Origin of the sequence: Nocardia sp. NBC_00416, assembly GCF_036032445.1 — a bacterium.
In the GTDB taxonomy this organism is placed as follows: domain Bacteria; phylum Actinomycetota; class Actinomycetes; order Mycobacteriales; family Mycobacteriaceae; genus Nocardia.
In genome coordinates, this window is the sequence record NZ_CP107932.1 from 6,244,184 (window position 1) to 6,261,204 (window position 17,021).

Consider the following 17,021-nt stretch of genomic DNA (forward strand, 5'->3'; position numbering starts at 1 on the left):
TCCGCCGGCGGGAAACGTGGTGGATGCCGTCGGCTTTACGATCCTGGCCGGTGTACAGGGTCGATAGTCAGGTGCTGCCCGTGGCGGAGTTCCCTTTCGCGACGGTGACCGCGAACCAGTTGTCCTTCGCCGAACGCGACGAGCGGTATCGGCTGCTGCACGAATGGCCGCAACCGTCGTACCGGCATCGGTCGGGTCTGCGGATGATCTGGAAGTACGACGATGTCCGTGCGGTCCTGGCCGCTGAGCGGCCGGAGATATCCCGGGCCAACTCCCTGGAACCGCTCGTCGGCTACCCCAGGATCGCCGCGACCCCGAGGGCGCTCCCACACCTGTTCCGGCACCTGATTCCGCTGCCCGCCACGGCCACCGCCGACCTGACCGACGATCGCCTGCACCGAAAGGTGTGGAACACGATGGGCGGCCCGGCCGGTCATTTCACCCTCCGGGCCGCGGAACGACCGGCGCGCGTCGCGGCGATGGTCGAGCATTTCGATGCGGCGCTCGCCGAGATCGGGACCGCCGAGGCAACCTTGGATGTAACGGCCCTGTCCATCGCCTACGCGACCGGGATCACCGGTTCCGCGGTGGGTCTGCCGGCCGCGGAATGGCGCCGGGTCGCGGTGTGGAGCGGCGCGCAGTCGGGGTTGCTCGGCCGATGGATGCGCGGCCGGGAACTGGCCGGCGCGGTGGCCGCGCTCGGCCAGTTGTTCACGGCGAGCGGCCGGGCCGTCGACCACGATCTGCGCAGCGGGACGGTCGGTTTCGCGACCCGGATGCGCGATGCCGGGATCCCGCGCCGGGTGGCGGTCTCGGCCGTGGCGAATTCCCTCGCGGCCGGAGTGCACACGGTGAGCGGCAGTATCCAGCAGGGCGTCCAGCGGCTGCTGAGCGATCCGGAGCGGCTGTGGTGGGATCTGCTGGCCGACCCGGCGACCTCGGGTGACATCGCGGTCAAGGTGTTGCAATTGGATCCCGGTCTGGTGGCGTGGAAGCGGCGTATTCTCCGGCCGGTCACGCTGGCCGGTGGCACCGAGCTGCCCGCGGGGCCGGTGCTGGTGATGTTCGCGGCGGCCAACCGCGACCCGGCGGCCTTCCCGGACTGCCTGAGCACGGCGCGGGGCGGCAAGATGCCGTTGACGTTCGGATTCGGTGCGCACATCTGTCCCGGTAAGCAGTCGGCGACGCTCGCGGTGGAGGTCTTTCTCCAGCAGTTGCGCCGCGTCGCGCCGCGGGCTCGGCTGGTCGAGGAGGTCCCCGCGCCCGGCCGCGCCGCGGACTTGCTGTTCAGCGGAGCGGACATTCGTATCGGCCTCGGTGGACGACTGTGACGGCAGCGCGCCGCCGCTCGCTACGGTGGCGCCATGGACAACGAGGAATCCGCCCGCCGGGTCGGCGGCGCCGAACTGGTCCGGTTCCGGCTCGGGGTCGTCGACGAGGCCCTGCGACTGTTCGCTGATCAGGGCTACGAGGCGACCTCGGTGGATGAGATCGCCGAGGCGGCCGGGATATCGCGGCGCACGTTCTTCCGGCAGTTCCGGTCCAAGGAAGATGTGATCTTCGCCGATCACGAGGCCCAGCTGGCGGCGGCCCAGGAGTATCTGCAGCAGGTGCAGACCGATCCGTGGGACGCGGTCTGCGAGGCCGCGGTGCAGGTGTTCGAGCGTTTCACCCGGTGGCGCGATATCGCCGAACGGCGCTACCGCGTGGTGCGCCGGGTTCCGGCGCTGCGTGACCGGGAGATCGTCACCGTGTTCCGGTACGAGCGCTTGTTCACCGACTACCTGCGCGAGCGCCTGCCCGATTCACCCGACCTGGCGCGTGTGCAGTTCGCGGCCGCGGTGACCGCCACCCACAACTATCTGCTGCGCCGGATGATCCGCGGCGAGTCGGCGGCCGGAGCGGCCGACCTGCGCGCGGCCCTGAACGAGATTCCGCGCGGCAGCCGCCGCCCCGGGGGCGACGACGAACTGGTGCTCGCGGTGTTCCGCCGCGATCTGCCCGCCCGGCATGTCGCCGAACTGCTGCGGCAGCGGCTCGGTAGTTTGGCAGAAGCGCCCACGGACTGACACTGAGTGCCATAATCCGGCACGGACAGCGCGCGGCACACGCGGTACACTGAGCAAAGACTTGACACTGAGTGCCGATCAGCGGCACCGCCCCGTACGCAACAGGAGTGAACCCAATGGCGGGAAACCCGGATTTCGATCTGTTCAAGCTGGCGGACTTCCACGACGAGCTGCGTGCGGCCATCCGCGCCCTGTGCGAGAAGGAAATCGCACCGCACGCCAAAGATGTGGACGAGCACGCACGCTTTCCGGAGGAAGCCCTCACCGCGCTCAATGCCGCCGGCTTCAACGCCGTGCACGTGCCGGAGGCCTACGGCGGTCAGGGCGCCGATTCGGTGGCGACCTGCATCGTCATCGAAGAGGTCGCCCGGGTCTGCGGTTCCTCCTCGCTGATCCCCGCCGTGAACAAGCTCGGCACCATGGGCATGATCCTGAACGGCTCCGAAGAGCTCAAGCAGAAGGTCCTCGCCGATATCGTCAACGGTGAGATGGCCTCCTACGCGCTGTCCGAGCGGGAAGCCGGCTCGGATGCGGGCAGTATGCGCACCCGCGCCCGCCGGGAAGGCGACGACTGGATCCTCAACGGCTCCAAATGCTGGATCACCAACGGCGGCAAATCCTCCTGGTACACCGTGATGGCGGTGACCGACGCCGACAAGGGCGCCAACGGTATCTCCGCGTTCCTGGTGCACAAGGACGACGAAGGTTTCGTCGTCGGCCCGCTCGAGCACAAACTCGGCATCAAAGGTTCCCCCACCGCCGAACTGTACTTCGAGAACTGCAAGATCCCCGGCGACCGCATCGTCGGCGAACCGGGCACCGGCTTCAAAACCGCCCTGCAGACCCTCGACCACACCCGTCCCACCATCGGCGCGCAGGCCGTCGGCCTGGCGCAGGGCGCCCTGGACGCCGCACTGGCCTACACCAAGGACCGCAAACAGTTCGGCACGGCGATCGCCGATTTCCAGAACACCCAGTTCATGCTGGCCGATATGGCGATGAAGATCGAAGCGGCCCGCCTGATGGTCTACACCTCGGCCGCCCGCGCTGAACGCGGCGAAAAGAACCTGGGCTTCATCTCCGCCGCCGCCAAGTGCTTCGCCTCCGATGTGGCCATGGAGGTCACCACCAACGCGGTGCAGCTGTTCGGCGGGGCCGGCTACACCACGGACTTCCCGGTGGAGCGGATGATGCGCGACGCGAAGATCACCCAGATCTACGAGGGCACCAACCAGATCCAGCGGGTCGTGATGTCCCGCGCCCTGCTCAAGGGATAGTTCTCCGAGTCTCGTTGTCCGGTAGGCGGTCTGGGAATGTACTCAGGCCGCCGCTGGGTGCTTTCACAGATGGAGTTCGGTCTCCCGATCCTGGAACGGCGGCTCGACCTGGTAGCTCGGGTCGCAGCAGGCACGAATCCATTGGGCGACGCGGTACTGCGCATCCCCATCGTTGAGCACCGTGCCGTCCGCATCGACCTGCAGCACATTGGTGTAGATGGCGAAGACCTGCTCCAGACCTGAACCGAACTCGAAGACAGCAGAGCGGTAGTCGATTCCGTCGAGCAGGTCGAGGTCGAGGGTGCCGTTCGCCAAGTAGAAGGCGAAGAGCCGGAGCGAAGCGCGCACGTCGACTGAAAGATGTCCCACCTGCACATCATGCACGGCTCCCACCGCTGACCTCCGGTTACAGGCGGCGTGGGAGTCAACGCGTTGGCGGGAACAGCGGTGGGGGTGTGCCGAGCGGGATGATCCGTGTGCCCGACCATGGGCACCGGGTGCGGCTGTCGCGCGGATGGTCGGCGACTCGCTCGTCGACGACCGAGACCAGCGTTCCCGGACACAGTCCGGGGCAGCTGATAGCGGTGACGGGGCCGATGAGGTTCTTGCGGATGAAGATTCGCAATTGCCGGAGATTGATCCACGGCCCACGTCCGCACTCGCACGCTGATTTGTCGGTGACTCTCATTCCTACCCAGGGGCATTCGCCGGGGATGTTGCGCCAGTGGCTTGCGATCCGACCATATTCGAGTCGGGTTCCGTGGAGGCAGTACAGCTCTTCCGGGCAGTAGTAGATCCCCAGGGACGACTTGGGCGCGAGCATGCCGGTGTGGATCCAGGGCGCGATTCGGCATTCGCACGCCGGTCCGCCTTGTGTGGACATGTCCAGCTTTCTGTGATGGGTGGTTGTCCGGCATCGGTGTCGGCCGGGCGCTGTCGAATCCGAGGGCGTTAACCCGTGTCGGGGTGTAGGTCGGCGTGAACGGCACCGGACGATCGATGGTTTGGCAGATGCGCGTCGGGTAGGTCGCGTAGCCCTGAGGCGACACGTTCGAGGATCGCTACGTCCGTGCATCGAGTGATTTGCCACAGCCACAGCGTCGCTGCCATAGCTCGGTTGGTGGCTCGGGTGGGCAGCGGAGGGCGTTGGTCGGGCATGGTGTGACCTCGCAGGTTCGGTGTACTGAACAGGGCTGCTGTCTTGTGTCGGGTCCGGCGCGAGACAGTTGAAGCACGCATTGCTCGAACGTTTACCCCCTATAAACATCGAACTTGTGAAAGGCATCGGCGGTTGAGGGGGTGTAAACATGACCCTACGGCTGCTGCCCTTCGCCGTCAAGGGGTTCTAAACTTGGCGTATGGATGGCTCAAGCGAGTTCGACGAGGTTCGCAGCGATCCGGACCCGGTGCGCCGTGGCCGGTATGCGACCGAACTGATCACGCTCTACCAGCAGCGGGCCACCGAATTGGCGAGACTTCGGAAGGAGGCGATCGAGGAAGCTCACTGCACCGGTCTCAGCTATACCGAGATCGCGGAACTTCTCGGTATCACCAAGGGACGGATCAGTCAGATCAGGACGAGCGCTCCGCCAGCCGAACGCGCATTCTTCGGTATCGGTCCGGTTGTGGTGGGCATTCCCCGGCGCTTCGGAGTCGAGGACGGGCGCGGACGTCCGTACTTCGACGCCAGCGACCAGGCGACCGAGGAGCGCATCGAAGCCGACCTCGCCCGTCTGTCACTCATATCCACACGATTCGCGATAGACCCAGATGTCGAGCAGGTCCCTGCTGGTGACGCCGTGGTGATCTGCGGCCCCAAGTCGGCGCCGGTGGCGCGGAATCTCCTTGCTGCCGACGAGGCTCTGAGTTTCGAGAACATCGAAGGTACCTGGTATTTGATCGAGAAGTCTTCCGGGCGACGACACAGCTCGCCGTTCCGCGCCGACTTCGCGAACCGAACCGACATCGGCTACCTCGCCAGGCGGGTAGAGGGCGGCCGCGTCGTCGTCCATATCGCAGGTGTGACGAGTATCGGTTCCTTGGGCGTCGCGCATTGGCTGACCAGCAACGTAGCCTCGCTCTACGAGCCATCGGCCCGATTCACCAGCGCCGTAATCGAATGCGACTTCGACCCTGAGCTATCGATCACCGGGAGCCGGATCGTCGCGGGTCCGTTCACGACACGGGAGTGAACCGTTGGAGATCGCGATAGCGGAGCTGCCCGAGCAGACTGGAGAGGACCGCGCTCTGTCCCACGACGCCGGTGTCATAGTTCTCGATGGCGCAACCTCTCACGCCCCCGGTATCCCTTCAGCCCGCCGGTACGTAGACGTCTTGGGCGCTGCGCTCGTCGGCCGTCTAGGCCGGGCCGACACCCTCCGCGAAATCCTGGCCGATGCGATCCGAGGCACCACCGAAGTGCTCGACCTGCAACCGAACTCGTCACCCTCGAGCACTGTCGCAATCGTGCAGATCCAAACCCGCTCAGTCGAAGTACTGGTACTGGGGGACACCACCGTCATCGTCGGGTTCAACGATGGTCGGTACGAGGTCATCACGGACGATCGGTTGAGCAACCTCGCCATTCCCGAGAGTGCGGAATATCAGCGCCGATTGGCCGAAGGGGCAGGATACGACGACACTCACCGCCGACTTCTTCGTGAATTACAGCGTCAGCAGCATTCGCAACGAAATCGGTCTACTGGCTACTGGATTGCCGAAGCCGACCCATCAGCAGCTGACCAGGCGGTTTTGACATCCTATTCGTGCGATTCGGTCGGTTGGGTCGTGGTGGCCACCGATGGTGCGCGCGACACTCTCGAGGCCATCGGTATCGGCTGGCGGGACATTGCGGTTCAACAACCCGCGGCTCTGCTCGATCTTCTCGCTCGGTGCCACGACTGGGAGGCCGACGTCGATCCTGACGGCCGACGCTTGCCCCGGGCAAAGCGCCACGACGACAAGACGATCGCGGTCATTCGCCTCTAGGGCCTGTGTCGAAGTAACAGGTGGGGTGGCACCGCTATGCGGTGCCACCCCACCTGCTGATTTCTGAAACATCTTGGCCGCGTTGGCAAATAGGCGAGGTCTCCGGTAAGTCGGTTGAACGACCAAGTAAAACCGAAGACCGACCGGAGACCTCATGGCCAGCGTAGCGGTGACGGGGCGCGCGGATCTGACCGATGCGCAATGGGCGCGGTTGCAGCCGCTGCTGCCCCGTAACCAGAAGACGAGCCGTCCGCCCGTGTGGACGAAACGACAACTCATCAACGGAATCAGATGGCGCACCCGCGTCGGTTGCCCGTGGCGCGATATCCCAGCCCACTACGGATCCTGGTCGGCGATCTATGGGCTTTTCCGGCGATGGCAGCGAACCGGAGCTTGGGCAGTGATCCTGAAAACGCTGCAAGCCTGCGCCGAGGCCGCCGGTGCGATCAGATGGCAGATCAGCGTCGACTCCACGATCATGCGAGCCCATCAGCACGCGGCCGGGGCCCGCCGCGACCCCGACAATCAAGCTGAACCACCGAGCGGCCCCGGTGAGCGCGAACCCGGTGACCATGCCCTGGGCCGGTCACGAGGCGGATGGACAACAAAACTACATTTGACCTGCGAGGACCGTTGCCGGGTGATGAGCATGCTGCTCACCGGCGGCCAGGCCGGCGACAGTCCGCACTTCGCGGCGGTCCTCGACCGGATCCAGATCCCCGCATCCGGGAGCCGGGCCCGCCGACGACCGGATCGCGTACTGGCCGACAAGGCGTACTCCAGTCGCGGCAACCGCAACTGGCTGCGTCGGCGCGGGATCAAAGCCACGATCCCGGTGCCCGACGGTCAAGCCGGCCACCGCTGGGCCCGCGGTTCGGCCGGTGGACGACCACCGGCGTTCGATCCGGTGATCTACCGTGACCGCAACACCATCGAACGCGGCATCAACCAGCTCAAACAACACCGTGCAGTCGCCACCCGATTCGACAAACTCGCCGTCCGCTACCTCGCAACCATCCACATCGCCGCGATCAACCAATGGCTCCGCCACCCATGAGCAGTGGGCGGGCCGTCGGCCCGCCCACTGCTCACCACTTCGACACACGCCCTAGTCTGCTCCGAACCTCCTGGGCCTGCATTTGAGGTCCGGCGTTTGGATTGACCGGAGTGTTGACGCCGGACTTGGTGAGGTTGTGACCGGGCCGACGCCCTGAACGCAAGATGTTCACGGCCGGGCAATGATCGCGGGGGCGCTAGAGGCGGGGTGATGGCGCTTTGGGCGGTCACAAGTGGGCAGTCGGCTCCGCAGTTAGGGTGCGGCCTGCCAGAGTGCATCGATGGGTAGCGCGCGAAGGCGGTCGCCGAACGGTAGTGAGTGCTGGCCGGAGTAGAGAATGAATCCCGCGATGAACCGGTCGCCGAGGCGGTCGCGAAGATGCCGGAGGCCGGCGAAATCCGGTGTGCGCACGGTGGCCGCGGCTTTCACTTCGATACCGATGATCCGGCCGTCGGCGGTTTCCAGAACCGCATCTACCTCGACCTTGTCCTTGGTGCGGTAATGCCACAGTGTTACTCGTTCGTCATTCCAGGTGAGCTGGCGGGCCAATTCCATGAGGACAAAGTTTTCGAGCACTGAGCCGGCGGCGCCGCCTGGGTCGGCGAGCCGGGCGGGTCCTTGGCCGAGCAGGTGGCAGAGGATGCCGGAATCGACGAAGGCGAGCTTGGGTGTTCCGATCGTACGATAGGTGGCACCTGCGGACCAGGCCGGAATGGTTTTGATGAGGAATACGGTTTCCAGCAGCGCGAGGTAGCGGGCGACGGTGGTGCGATGAACCTCGAGCTCACCGGCGAGGGTGCCTGCAACCAGTAGGTTCGCGCTGCGAACTGCCAACAGCTGCAAGAGTTTCCGGAGTTGTGTGGGGCGTTCGATCGCCCCGATCTCTTGGATATCCCGCTTGATCAAGGTGTCGAGGTAGTTCTCGAAGAAGGCGGGTCGGCGCCGATCCGTCCGGCGAACCGCTTCTGGGTAGCCTCCGGCTGCGGCAAGTTCCAGGTAATCGCGGCGGCGCAGTGTCGAATCGTGAACGAGCCTCGGGCCATGGGTGAAGGCGGCATCGACGAAGCGGTCGGGCGCGGTGGCGATCTCGCCCTGCGAGAAGGGCCAAAGTTCGATGGTCTCCATGCGTCCGGGTAACGCGTCGGGCAGTGATTTCAGAGCGAGTACCTGAGCCGATCCGGTGAGCAGAAATTGTCCGGGCGTCGGGTCGGTATCGACCTCGATCTTGATCGGTAGAAATAGTTCTGGAGCTCGCTGCACCTCGTCGATAACCAGGAGACCGTCGTGTTCGACGAAGCTGACGGGGTCGTCGTGCGCGGCCCGCAGAGTCGCGGGGTCGTCCAGTGTCAGGGTGCGCATCGGCTGATGCCGCTCGGCGACCAGCCGGGTCAGCGTGCTCTTACCGGTCTGACGTGCGCCATTGATGGCGACAACACGGGTGTCCGCCAGAGCGTCATCGACCATGACCTGGGCTTTTCGTGCGACCAGGCTGGATGGGACGGGATTCGGCATCCCGCCATCATCCCTGGTATGCACGCTTGGCCGCAAGTGTGGCGCACGCTTGGCCGCAGGTATGGCGCACGCTTGGCCGCTTCTTCGTGCACGCTTGGCCGCTGGCGTGTGCACGTTTGGTCGTATAGTCGACGTGCGTTCGGCCGCTCCTGACTCGCGCGTTCGGCCGCGTGCGGGTGTGTGCCCCGCTGTGCGGTCGCCGCTGGCCCGACAGTACTGGGCGATCCAGCAGGAAGTACCGGTGCCGGTGGCCGAGGCCTACTCCCGGCTCGTCGATGCCGGCTTCACGAGTCGCGTGCTGCCGGAGTAGGTCTACCCGGCTCGTGCGAACGGGATTCCCGGTCGAGGTCGGCGACGGTGGTTTCCAGCCAGGCCCGGTCGGCGCGGCTGGTCGCGGCGGCGAGGGTGAGCATGCCCTTGCGGAACCGGTCGGTCATCTCGGCGGCGCGCAGGGGTTTGCCGTCCGCGTAGAAATAGCTGGCCGGTCCTTCCATGAACTCCAGCCGGCGGCGCAGGACTCGGGCCTGGTCGGCCGGGTCGGGCAGGAGGCCGAGGAAGGCGAGTAGGACGAGGAACGAGTTGCGGTCGGTGATCTCGACGTCGGCCGGCTCGCGGAGCCGGTGGAGCAACTCGGCCCGGCCCGCCGCGGTGAGGGAGAGCACTTGGCGTGGGGTGGCTCCGCGGCCGGGCTCCTCCTGCCGGTCCACCAGTCCCGCCTTGCGCAGCCGGTTCAGCGCGGGATAGAGCGCCCCGTCGCTGACCGGGCGGACATGGCCCGACAAGCCCGAGATCCGGGCCCGGAGCTCATAGGCGTGCAGCGGCTCCTCGGCCAGGAATCCCAAGATGCTCAAGGTCAACACGGCGCCATCCTACCGATTGAACCCACTAATAGTGTTGACTCTATTAGAGTGTCTCGATTAGAGTCACTGCCCATGTCGACCTTCGTTCTGATCCCCGGCGGCTGGCACGGCGGGTGGCGCTTCCGTGAGATCGCCGAAACTCTTCGGCTCCAAGGACACTCGGCCTTCCCCGTGACCCTGACGGGCCTGGGCGATCGGGCCCATCTGCGTACCGCGGGGACGAATCTGGACACCCACATCCAGGACGTTGTCAGCCTGTTCGAGGCCGAAGACATCCACGACGCCGTGCTCGTCGGGCACAGCTACGCCGGAATGGTCATCACCGGCGCCGCGGCCCGCCTGCCCGGCCGCGTCCGGCGGCTGGTCTACAGCGATGCCTACGTTCCGGCCGATGGCGACTCCTGCTTCGAGCTCACGACGCCGGCCTTCCGGGAGCTGTTCCTCCAGGGAGCCCGGCTCGACGGACACAGCGTCGAACCTCCACCGGGCCTGGACCCGCGGACGACCCCGCATCCGCTCGCCTCGTTCCTGCAGCGGATCCGGCTCGACGGCCCGATCCAGGTCCACCGCAAGGACTACATCTACCTGGACGGCTGGTCCGGCACCCCTTTCGCCGAGGTCTACCAGCGGCTTCGCCGCGACCCCGGCTGGCGCGTGCACACCCTGCCGACCGGACACAATGTCGCCGCCGAAGCCCCCGAAGCCTTTGTTCAGATCCTGCTCGAGGAGTGAAACCATGACCGAACTCATTGTCGGAGACGCCCGCGTCCACTATCGCGTCGAGGGTGACGGGCCCGCACTGGTACTGGTGCACGGCACCGGCCCCGGGTCGGTGAGCTGGAACGGCACCAGCGGCCTGCTGGCCGATCGGCACACCGTGCTGTTGCCCGACCTCGGCGGAAGCGAGAAGGCCGAGGACGCCGGCGGTGATCTCACCGTCGAAATACTCGCCGAGCAGCTGGCCGCCGTGATCGAGGATTCGGACTCGGCGCCCGTGGACGTCCTCGGATTCTCACTGGGATCCGTGGTGGCCGCGGCCCTCGCGGCCACCCGGCCAGAGTTGGTGCGCCGCCTGATCTTGGTCGCGGCCCTGAGTCATGCCGAGGACGAGTACGTGCGTACGAACATGGCGGTATGGCTGAGCCTTTCCCATGATGCCGAGGCCTTCGGCCGATACGCGGCCCTGACCGCCCACAGTCGCCGGTACCTCAACGACATCGGCAGCGAGGCCGTCGAACGCACCGCCCGCTTCATGCGGCCCAGCCCCGGAGTGCTGCGGCAGATCGACCTCGTCCGCCGCGTCGACATCCGCGACCTGTTGCCCGGCATTCAGGCCGAAACACTCGTGATCGGCTGCACCCAGGACGCTTTCGTCCCCGTCGAGAACGTACGCGAGCTGCACGCTGCCATCCCCGGCAGCCGCTATGCCGAAATCGACAGCGGTCATGTGGTCCGCCTCGAGCGGCCCGACGAGTTCGTCCGGGTGGTCCGGGAATTCCTGGAGCCTGTCACCACCGCCTGAGTTCATTGCTGCCCATGGGCGCGGATCTCACTCCGGGGCGCGATCCCGGCGGCCGGGGCCGGTGCGGATGGCGTCGAGGATCCGGCGTAGCGAGGCGAGAGTGTCGGCGAGGGCGTCGGGGTCGGGGGAGGCGGCGAGCCAGAGCGCGGCTTCGTTCATGGCGCCGGACAGCAGGTGGGTGAGCGGCGGTACGGGCTGGGCCGGGATGACGCCATCGGCGACCAGCATGGTGAGGGCTTCGGCGAGGTGGCGGGCGGAGGTGGTCTCGTCCAGGGCGCGCCACTCCTGCCAGCCGAGCACGGCGGGGCCGTCGATCAGCATGATGCGCTGGATCTCCGGGGTGGTGCAGGTGGTCAGGAAGGTTTCGCAGCCGGCGACGAGCTGTTCCCACGGGTCGGTTCGGGCATCCGCGGCGGCGGCGACGCGATCCCCGACCTCGGACTGCACATCCTCGAGGACCGCGCGGAACAAGGCGAGTTTGCTGTCGAAGCTGTGGTAGAGCGCGCCCTTGGTGACGCCCGCGGCCGTGACGATCTCCGAAATTCCCACGGCGGCATAACCTTTTGTCGCGAACAGGCGCCTGCTCTCGTGGAGCAGGGTGCGGCGGGTCTGTTCCCGCTGCTGGATGCGCAGCGATGCGGCCATCACGAACCTTCCCATTGACATACCAACGGTATGCGACCTAGCGTAGTTCGCATACCGTTGGTATGTGAATCTTCCGACGTGAAAGAGGCGCACGTGGCACTCAGCAGCTTCTACCCGGTCATCGGCACCACCCGCATCGCCCAGGCGCGCGATTTCTACACTCGTTGGTTCGATTTCGAGATCACCTTCGAAGCGGACTGGTATGTCAGCCTGCGGCGCGCGGCGGGCGAACGCCACTACGAACTGGCGTTGCTCGATCCCACACACCCGACCCTCCCCGAGAATCACCGCAAACCCGTCCAGGGGCTGCTACTCAACTTCGAGGTCGACGACGTCGACGCCGAATGGGAGCGACTGGTCGTGCACGGCGGATTGACGGCCGAACTCGATATTCGCTCGGAGGATTTCGGTCAGCGGCACTTCATCATCGCCGATCCGAGCGGCGTGCTGATCGACATCATCACCGAGATCGCACCCCTCGGCGAATTCGCCGAGCAGTACGCCGCCGGACATGTCGGGCAGGCGGGCGGGCGGCGCAACCCGAGGTGAGCAGGCGAGGGCCCCGGCTGTGATGCCGAGACCCTCACCTGCGTCGGCACTGGTCGGTGGGTCAGTTGGCGGGCGCTGAGTTGAGCACTGCAGGGTCCACGTCGGGCACCGCGCGTCTCGGGTTGTACCCGGCCGCGACTACCTTCATGACAAATCCGGCGGCTTCTTCCAGCTGGCGAGCATGGGCCAACCCCGCGATCACCGCGGTCTCGGCTCCCAGATCGGCGATGAGGGTTGTGGCCGGATCGAGCCCCTCGGGCTCGTCTCCGCATACAGCCACGACCGGCGCAGCCTCCGGCAATCCGGTATAGGGCCAGGAAGCTCCGGCGAAAAGGTGCAGTGCCTTCACCACCCGCGCTCCGGGAGCCGTGCGAGCCACCAACTCCGCCGCCGACCCGGACGCCGGCGTCAACTCACCGGTTGCGTAGTCCACCGGATTGGTGCAGTCGATCACCGTCTTGCCGGCGAAGGATCCGTCCGGACCGCCGACAAGCGTGATGGCGGGCTCGAGCCCTTCGTAGGACACCGCGACTACGATGACATCCGCGCTCGTCGCGAAGTTGTCCGGGGCGATGGCCGTGGCCCCGGGTCCGATCTGTTCGGCTGCCTCGCTTGCATGCACCTGATTACGCCCGGTCACCACAATCGAGTGGCCGGCACCGGCCCAGGCCCGGCCGAGCGTCACGGCAAGGTTGCCGGTGCCGAGGATGCCGATATCCATAACGTTCTCCTTCTTCGGGAAATGATGACGTCGAGAACGCTACGAACAATGCTCCTACCGATCGGTAGGAGCATTGGGGGAGACTGATCCCATGATCGAGGGATCCTGCCAAGTCTTCGTCTCCGACTGTCACGTACGCGCGGCAACCGAGCTCATCAATCACACGTGGGATCCCGTGGTGCTCTCGGCGCTCCGCCTGGGACCAACACGCCGCAATGAGCTACTGGCCCGCATCACCGGCGCCAGCGACAAGGTGCTCACCCAATCGCTCCAACGCCTCCGATCCCGCGGACTCATCACCAAACCGGTCACCAGCCAGCCCACGAACAACGGTGCGATCTACCGACTCACCGCACTTGGCGAATCGTTCGCCCACGGACCACTGGCCCATCTCGCTCAATGGGCAGCCGATAACCACACCGAACTCACCGAGCCGCACTCGACGTCATGACCCGAGCACCTAGGCTGTGTTCTCTCTCTCCGGGGACGGATCGGCGGACCGCGCCCTCGGAATCAGCAGGGGTGGCGCGAAGTCGGTGGTAACGATCGAGATGCCGGACCACGGGCAGATGGTGCGACTGTCGCGCAAGTGATCGCCGATGCGCCCGTCGACGAGTGTCACATTGCGGGAGGGGCACAACCCCGGGCAGCCGATGGCGGTGATGATGCCACTGTGATCGCGGTGGACCGGACTGCGCAGTTGACGCGAACTGATCCATGGGCGGTGCCCGCAGGGGCAGGCGACATGGTCGGTGACTTTCATTCCCACCCAGGGACATTCACCGGGGACGTTCCGCCAATGGTCCGCCACCCTGCCGTGCGCCACGGTCGTCCCGTGTAAGCAGTGCAGGGTCTCCGGGCAGCGGTACAGACCGGCAGTGGACTTGGCGACGAGCATCCCGAGGTGGATCCAGGGCTCGGTCCGGCATTCGCAGTCGAACCCATCTGGCTGTGGCATGGGGTGTTGTTCGGTGTGCTGCGGTCGCCGGATGGGTGGTCGGCGGGGAGAACAATGGACGAGGTGGAACCCGGTGAATCCGAGCGGACCGTCGACCCGGCGGCGCTCCGCGCGCGGCTGCGGCATGTCTACTGGATCGGGGGCGGCAGCGGCGCCGGGAAATCGACCATCGCTCGGCGCATCGCGGCCCGGACCGGTATGCGCGTGTACTCGACCGACGACGCCATGGCCGAGCACGCGCGGCGCGGCTCCACCCGCGATGTGCCCTACCTGCGCGAGTTCACGGCCATGAGCATGGACGAGCGCTGGGTGGACCGGACTCCGGAGGAGATGCTCGAAACGTTCCACTGGTTCCGGGGCGAGGGCTTCGCCTCGATCGTCGAAGATCTGCTGGATATCTCGGATCGAACCGTCGTCGAGGGGTTCCGGTTGCTGCCGCATCTCGTCGGACCCTTGCTCGCCGATCCGGCGCGCGCGATCTGGCTGCTGCCGACACCCCGGTTACGCCGGGACGTGTTCGCGGGGCGCGGCTGGGTGATTCCCAGCAGAACCAGTGACCCGGACCGCGCCCGGCACAACCTGCTGCGACGCGACGAGATGTTCACCGACCGCTTGCGTGCGGAGACCGAGCGGCTCGGTCTGCCCGTGCTCGAGGTCGACGAGAACCTGACCGAGGACGACTCGGCCGGGTACGTGACGCGTGCTTTCGGACTGTGAATCGACCGCCGGGCGCTGACCACGGGCGTGCTCGGCGCTGCCGTGCGGCGTGGACGGGTCTCCTCGGCGGTATCGGCCGATCTCGTGGATCATGTACGCCGTGAGCGATACCGATCTTGTGGATGTGACGATCAGCGGACCCGACGAAGAATGGCTGGCGGAGTTCACCCACCGGCTCGTCACGGACCGGCTGGCCGCATGCGGGAACATCATCCCGGATGTGCGGTCGATCTATCGGTGGGAAGGGGCGGTGGAGGACGCGTCCGAGGCGGTCGTCGTGCTGCACACCCGGGCGTCGCTCGTCCCCGTGATCGTGGAACGCGCCAATGCCGAACACCCGGACGAGGTGCCCCAGGTGGTCGCGGTGCCGGTGGCGGGTGTGAATCCCGCTTATGGGCAGTGGATCCTGGACGAGACCGCCGGCTGATCGCGACCGCTCAGCGGTGCACCAGGTCGGCGTATTCCGGATGGGCGCCGATGTAGTCGTCCACGTACCAGCAGGTGGCCGCGACCTCGAAGCCCGAGGCGCGGGTCTCGTCCAAGGCGTACTTCACCACCTGCGCCGCCACGCCCCGCCCGCGGAACTCCGGGAAGGTGATCGTGTGGTGGAAGTTGCGGACCTTCGGGGACTCGGTCTCCGCGTAGTCGGCATAACCCGCCAGGGTCCCGTCGAGATAGATCTCGAACCGGGTGTCGTCGGCATTGTGTCGGAGTTCGGTGCTCACCTTGGTTGGAACCACGGGCCGGGCGGGGTTTGTTCCGGCGGTCAGAGCACCGCGCCGGGGTTGAGGATGCCGTGCGGGTCGAGTGCGTCCTTGATCCGGCGGGTCAGATCCATGACTTCCGGACCCAGCTGACCCGGTAGCCACGCTTTCTTGAGGCGGCCCACCCCGTGTTCACCGGTGATGGTCCCGCCGAAGGAGATGGCCAGATCCATGATCTCGCCGAAGGCGCGGTGCGCGCGGTCGGTTTCGTCGGGGTCGTCCGGGTTGTACACGATGAGGGGGTGGGTGTTGCCGTCGCCGGCGTGCGCGATCACCGACACCAGGACGTCGTTGCGCCGGGCGATCTCGGCGATCCCGGTGACGAGGTCGCCGATCCGGGGAAGCGGGACGCCGACATCCTCGAGCAGGAGCGGTCCGATCCGTTCGACGGCGGGGATGGCGTAGCGGCGGGCCGCGGTGAACGCTTCGCCTTCCTCCTGGTCGGCGGTGTGGAAGGCTTCGGTCGCGCCGGCCCGCCGGCAGGCCTCCAGCATGATGCGAGCCTCCTGCGCGGCGTGTTCGCCGGGTGCGTCGGAGCGGGCGACCAGCAGCGCGGCGGCCCCGCGATCGAGGCCCATGCGCAGTTCGTCTTCCACCGCGTTGATCGCGACGGTGTCCATGAACTCCAGCATGGCGGGCCGCAGCGCACCGGTGATCGCGAGGATCGCGTCGGTGGCGGCGGTGAGGGTCGCGAAGGAGGCGACCACGGTGCTCTGGGCGGGCTGGGCCGGCAGTAGTCGCAGGGTGAGTTCGGTGATGACCCCGAGAGTGCCCTCGCTGCCGACGAACATCTTGGTCAGCGACAGTCCGGCCGAATCCTTCAACCTGGGCCCGCCCAGCCGGACCGCGGTGCCGTCGGCGAGGACGACCTCCATACCGAGGACGTAGTCGGTGGTCACTCCGTATTTCACGCAGCACAGACCACCCGCGTTGGTGGCGGCGTTACCGCCGATGGAGCAGATCTCGAACGACGAGGGGTCGGGCGGATACCACAGCCCGTATTCGGCGACCGTGCGTTTGACCTCGGCGTTCAGCAATCCGGGGCCGACCACGACGGTCCGGGTCACCGGGTCGACGCTGATCCGGCGCATTCGCTCGGTGCTGAGCACGATCCCGCCGTCCACCGCGGTCGCGCCGCCGGACAGTCCCGAGCCGGCCCCGCGCGGCACCACCGGGACGCGGTGCTCGTTCGCCCATCGCAGCGTCGTGCACACGTCGGCGGTGGCGGTCGCGCGGACGACAGCCGCGGGTGTACCGGCCGCGGGGTCTTTCGCCCAGTCCTGGCGGTAGCCGGCGCGCAGGTCGGGGTCGGTGAGCACCGCGCCGGCGGGTAGTCGATCGATCAGTTCACGCAGGTCCACGCCCCAACGCTAGCCGCTCCG

Annotated in this window: 21 protein-coding genes; 12 read left to right on the plus strand and 9 right to left on the minus strand. The window is 66.6% G+C overall.

The window, feature by feature from the left end; translation table 11 throughout:
• Nucleotides 1–50 precede the first annotated feature (50 nt).
• The 3 genes from OG804_RS27030 to OG804_RS27040 all read left to right on the plus strand — a co-directional run bounded on the left by OG804_RS27030 (nucleotide 51) and on the right by OG804_RS27040 (nucleotide 3,346).
• A complete protein-coding gene (locus OG804_RS27030) occupies nucleotides 51–1,331 on the plus strand; it encodes a hypothetical protein (protein ID WP_328391190.1) in 1,281 nt (426 codons plus the stop codon).
• A gap of 33 nt (nucleotides 1,332–1,364) precedes the next feature.
• Entirely contained in the window at nucleotides 1,365–2,069 is a 705-nt protein-coding gene (locus OG804_RS27035; RefSeq protein WP_328391192.1) for a TetR family transcriptional regulator, read from the plus strand.
• A 116-nt stretch (nucleotides 2,070–2,185) separates the two neighbouring features.
• Nucleotides 2,186–3,346, plus strand: a complete 1,161-nt coding sequence (locus OG804_RS27040; RefSeq protein ID WP_328391194.1) for an acyl-CoA dehydrogenase — start codon at nucleotides 2,186–2,188, stop codon at nucleotides 3,344–3,346.
• 63 nt (nucleotides 3,347–3,409) lie between these two features.
• Here the strand turns inward: OG804_RS27040 and OG804_RS27045 are convergent, their stop codons facing one another.
• Nucleotides 3,410–3,715: a DUF7677 family protein gene (locus OG804_RS27045; protein ID WP_328391196.1), complete on the minus strand. Its 306-nt coding sequence runs from the start codon at nucleotides 3,713–3,715 to the stop codon at nucleotides 3,410–3,412.
• Between the two features lie 55 nt (nucleotides 3,716–3,770).
• A complete protein-coding gene (locus OG804_RS27050; protein ID WP_328391198.1) occupies nucleotides 3,771–4,229 on the minus strand; it encodes a hypothetical protein in 459 nt (152 codons plus the stop codon).
• Nucleotides 4,230–4,704: 475 nt separating this feature from the next.
• On the opposite strand from OG804_RS27050, the gene OG804_RS27055 reads away from it, so the two are divergent.
• The 3 genes from OG804_RS27055 to OG804_RS27065 all read left to right on the plus strand — a co-directional run bounded on the left by OG804_RS27055 (nucleotide 4,705) and on the right by OG804_RS27065 (nucleotide 7,391).
• Complete coding sequence (locus OG804_RS27055) at nucleotides 4,705–5,538, plus strand: sigma-70 family RNA polymerase sigma factor (RefSeq protein ID WP_328391200.1); 834 nt, start codon at nucleotides 4,705–4,707, stop codon at nucleotides 5,536–5,538.
• A 142-nt stretch (nucleotides 5,539–5,680) separates the two neighbouring features.
• On the plus strand, nucleotides 5,681–6,334 hold the full coding sequence (locus OG804_RS27060) for a hypothetical protein (RefSeq protein ID WP_328391202.1): 654 nt from the start codon (nucleotides 5,681–5,683) through the stop codon (nucleotides 6,332–6,334).
• A gap of 154 nt (nucleotides 6,335–6,488) precedes the next feature.
• Nucleotides 6,489–7,391 carry an IS5 family transposase gene (locus OG804_RS27065; RefSeq protein ID WP_328391204.1) on the plus strand — a complete coding sequence of 301 codons (903 nt, stop codon included), beginning with the start codon at nucleotides 6,489–6,491 and terminating at the stop codon, nucleotides 7,389–7,391.
• 252 nt (nucleotides 7,392–7,643) lie between these two features.
• On the opposite strand, the gene OG804_RS27070 is transcribed toward OG804_RS27065, so the two are convergent.
• Both OG804_RS27070 and OG804_RS27075 read right to left on the minus strand, forming a co-directional pair.
• Complete coding sequence (locus OG804_RS27070) at nucleotides 7,644–9,017, minus strand: ATP-binding protein (protein ID WP_328391207.1); 1,374 nt, start codon at nucleotides 9,015–9,017, stop codon at nucleotides 7,644–7,646.
• A gap of 170 nt (nucleotides 9,018–9,187) precedes the next feature.
• Nucleotides 9,188–9,763: a PadR family transcriptional regulator gene (locus tag OG804_RS27075; RefSeq protein WP_328391209.1), complete on the minus strand. Its 576-nt coding sequence runs from the start codon at nucleotides 9,761–9,763 to the stop codon at nucleotides 9,188–9,190.
• Between the two features lie 72 nt (nucleotides 9,764–9,835).
• Here OG804_RS27075 and OG804_RS27080 point away from each other — a divergent pair, with 72 nt between their 5' ends.
• Nucleotides 9,836–10,495, plus strand: coding sequence for an alpha/beta fold hydrolase (locus tag OG804_RS27080; RefSeq protein ID WP_328391211.1), 660 nt, complete (start codon nucleotides 9,836–9,838; stop codon nucleotides 10,493–10,495).
• A gap of 4 nt (nucleotides 10,496–10,499) precedes the next feature.
• Nucleotides 10,500–11,285, plus strand: coding sequence for an alpha/beta fold hydrolase (locus OG804_RS27085; protein ID WP_328391213.1), 786 nt, complete (start codon nucleotides 10,500–10,502; stop codon nucleotides 11,283–11,285).
• Nucleotides 11,286–11,312: 27 nt separating this feature from the next.
• Here the strand turns inward: OG804_RS27085 and OG804_RS27090 are convergent, their stop codons facing one another.
• The gene (locus OG804_RS27090; protein ID WP_328391215.1) at nucleotides 11,313–11,951 is read right to left on the minus strand and encodes a TetR/AcrR family transcriptional regulator; all 639 of its coding nucleotides are present in this window, start codon (nucleotides 11,949–11,951) and stop codon (nucleotides 11,313–11,315) included.
• Nucleotides 11,952–12,023: 72 nt separating this feature from the next.
• On the opposite strand from OG804_RS27090, the gene OG804_RS27095 reads away from it, so the two are divergent.
• Nucleotides 12,024–12,479, plus strand: a complete 456-nt coding sequence (locus OG804_RS27095) for a VOC family protein (protein ID WP_328391217.1) — start codon at nucleotides 12,024–12,026, stop codon at nucleotides 12,477–12,479.
• A gap of 61 nt (nucleotides 12,480–12,540) precedes the next feature.
• On the opposite strand, the gene OG804_RS27100 is transcribed toward OG804_RS27095, so the two are convergent.
• A complete protein-coding gene (locus OG804_RS27100; RefSeq protein WP_328391219.1) occupies nucleotides 12,541–13,200 on the minus strand; it encodes an NADPH-dependent F420 reductase in 660 nt (219 codons plus the stop codon).
• 91 nt (nucleotides 13,201–13,291) lie between these two features.
• Here OG804_RS27100 and OG804_RS27105 point away from each other — a divergent pair, with 91 nt between their 5' ends.
• On the plus strand, nucleotides 13,292–13,651 hold the full coding sequence (locus OG804_RS27105; RefSeq protein ID WP_328391221.1) for a winged helix-turn-helix transcriptional regulator: 360 nt from the start codon (nucleotides 13,292–13,294) through the stop codon (nucleotides 13,649–13,651).
• A gap of 9 nt (nucleotides 13,652–13,660) precedes the next feature.
• Here the strand turns inward: OG804_RS27105 and OG804_RS27110 are convergent, their stop codons facing one another.
• Nucleotides 13,661–14,158: a hypothetical protein gene (locus tag OG804_RS27110; RefSeq protein ID WP_328391223.1), complete on the minus strand. Its 498-nt coding sequence runs from the start codon at nucleotides 14,156–14,158 to the stop codon at nucleotides 13,661–13,663.
• A 54-nt stretch (nucleotides 14,159–14,212) separates the two neighbouring features.
• On the opposite strand from OG804_RS27110, the gene OG804_RS27115 reads away from it, so the two are divergent.
• Together OG804_RS27115 and cutA are read left to right on the plus strand one after the other, a co-directional pair.
• Complete coding sequence (locus tag OG804_RS27115; RefSeq protein ID WP_328391224.1) at nucleotides 14,213–14,875, plus strand: AAA family ATPase; 663 nt, start codon at nucleotides 14,213–14,215, stop codon at nucleotides 14,873–14,875.
• A 100-nt stretch (nucleotides 14,876–14,975) separates the two neighbouring features.
• Nucleotides 14,976–15,302: a divalent-cation tolerance protein CutA gene (gene cutA, locus OG804_RS27120; RefSeq protein WP_328391226.1), complete on the plus strand. Its 327-nt coding sequence runs from the start codon at nucleotides 14,976–14,978 to the stop codon at nucleotides 15,300–15,302.
• A gap of 10 nt (nucleotides 15,303–15,312) precedes the next feature.
• On the opposite strand, the gene OG804_RS27125 is transcribed toward cutA, so the two are convergent.
• Together OG804_RS27125 and OG804_RS27130 are read right to left on the minus strand one after the other, a co-directional pair.
• Nucleotides 15,313–15,600 (minus strand): GNAT family N-acetyltransferase, encoded by a 288-nt coding sequence (locus OG804_RS27125; RefSeq protein WP_328391228.1) that lies wholly within the window; start codon nucleotides 15,598–15,600, stop codon nucleotides 15,313–15,315.
• 41 nt (nucleotides 15,601–15,641) lie between these two features.
• A complete protein-coding gene (locus OG804_RS27130) occupies nucleotides 15,642–17,000 on the minus strand; it encodes an FAD-binding oxidoreductase (RefSeq protein ID WP_328391230.1) in 1,359 nt (452 codons plus the stop codon).
• Between the last annotated feature and the right edge of the window lie 21 nt (nucleotides 17,001–17,021).

What these genes read in the sequence shown, in the direction of transcription:
- OG804_RS27035 (WP_328391192.1), top strand. Translation starts at nt 1,365, where the DNA reads ATGGACAACGAGGAATCCGCCCGCCGGGTCGGCGGCGCCGAACTGGTC.
- OG804_RS27040 (WP_328391194.1), top strand. Translation starts at nt 2,186, where the DNA reads ATGGCGGGAAACCCGGATTTCGATCTGTTCAAGCTGGCGGACTTCCAC.
- OG804_RS27050 (WP_328391198.1), bottom strand. Translation starts at nt 4,229, where the DNA reads ATGTCCACACAAGGCGGACCGGCGTGCGAATGCCGAATCGCGCCCTGG.
- OG804_RS27055 (WP_328391200.1), top strand. Translation starts at nt 4,705, where the DNA reads ATGGATGGCTCAAGCGAGTTCGACGAGGTTCGCAGCGATCCGGACCCG.
- OG804_RS27065 (WP_328391204.1), top strand. Translation starts at nt 6,489, where the DNA reads ATGGCCAGCGTAGCGGTGACGGGGCGCGCGGATCTGACCGATGCGCAA.
- OG804_RS27080 (WP_328391211.1), top strand. Translation starts at nt 9,836, where the DNA reads ATGTCGACCTTCGTTCTGATCCCCGGCGGCTGGCACGGCGGGTGGCGC.
- OG804_RS27085 (WP_328391213.1), top strand. Translation starts at nt 10,500, where the DNA reads ATGACCGAACTCATTGTCGGAGACGCCCGCGTCCACTATCGCGTCGAG.
- OG804_RS27090 (WP_328391215.1), bottom strand. Translation starts at nt 11,951, where the DNA reads ATGTCAATGGGAAGGTTCGTGATGGCCGCATCGCTGCGCATCCAGCAG.
- OG804_RS27100 (WP_328391219.1), bottom strand. Translation starts at nt 13,200, where the DNA reads ATGGATATCGGCATCCTCGGCACCGGCAACCTTGCCGTGACGCTCGGC.
- OG804_RS27105 (WP_328391221.1), top strand. Translation starts at nt 13,292, where the DNA reads ATGATCGAGGGATCCTGCCAAGTCTTCGTCTCCGACTGTCACGTACGC.
- OG804_RS27110 (WP_328391223.1), bottom strand. Translation starts at nt 14,158, where the DNA reads ATGCCACAGCCAGATGGGTTCGACTGCGAATGCCGGACCGAGCCCTGG.
- OG804_RS27115 (WP_328391224.1), top strand. Translation starts at nt 14,213, where the DNA reads ATGGACGAGGTGGAACCCGGTGAATCCGAGCGGACCGTCGACCCGGCG.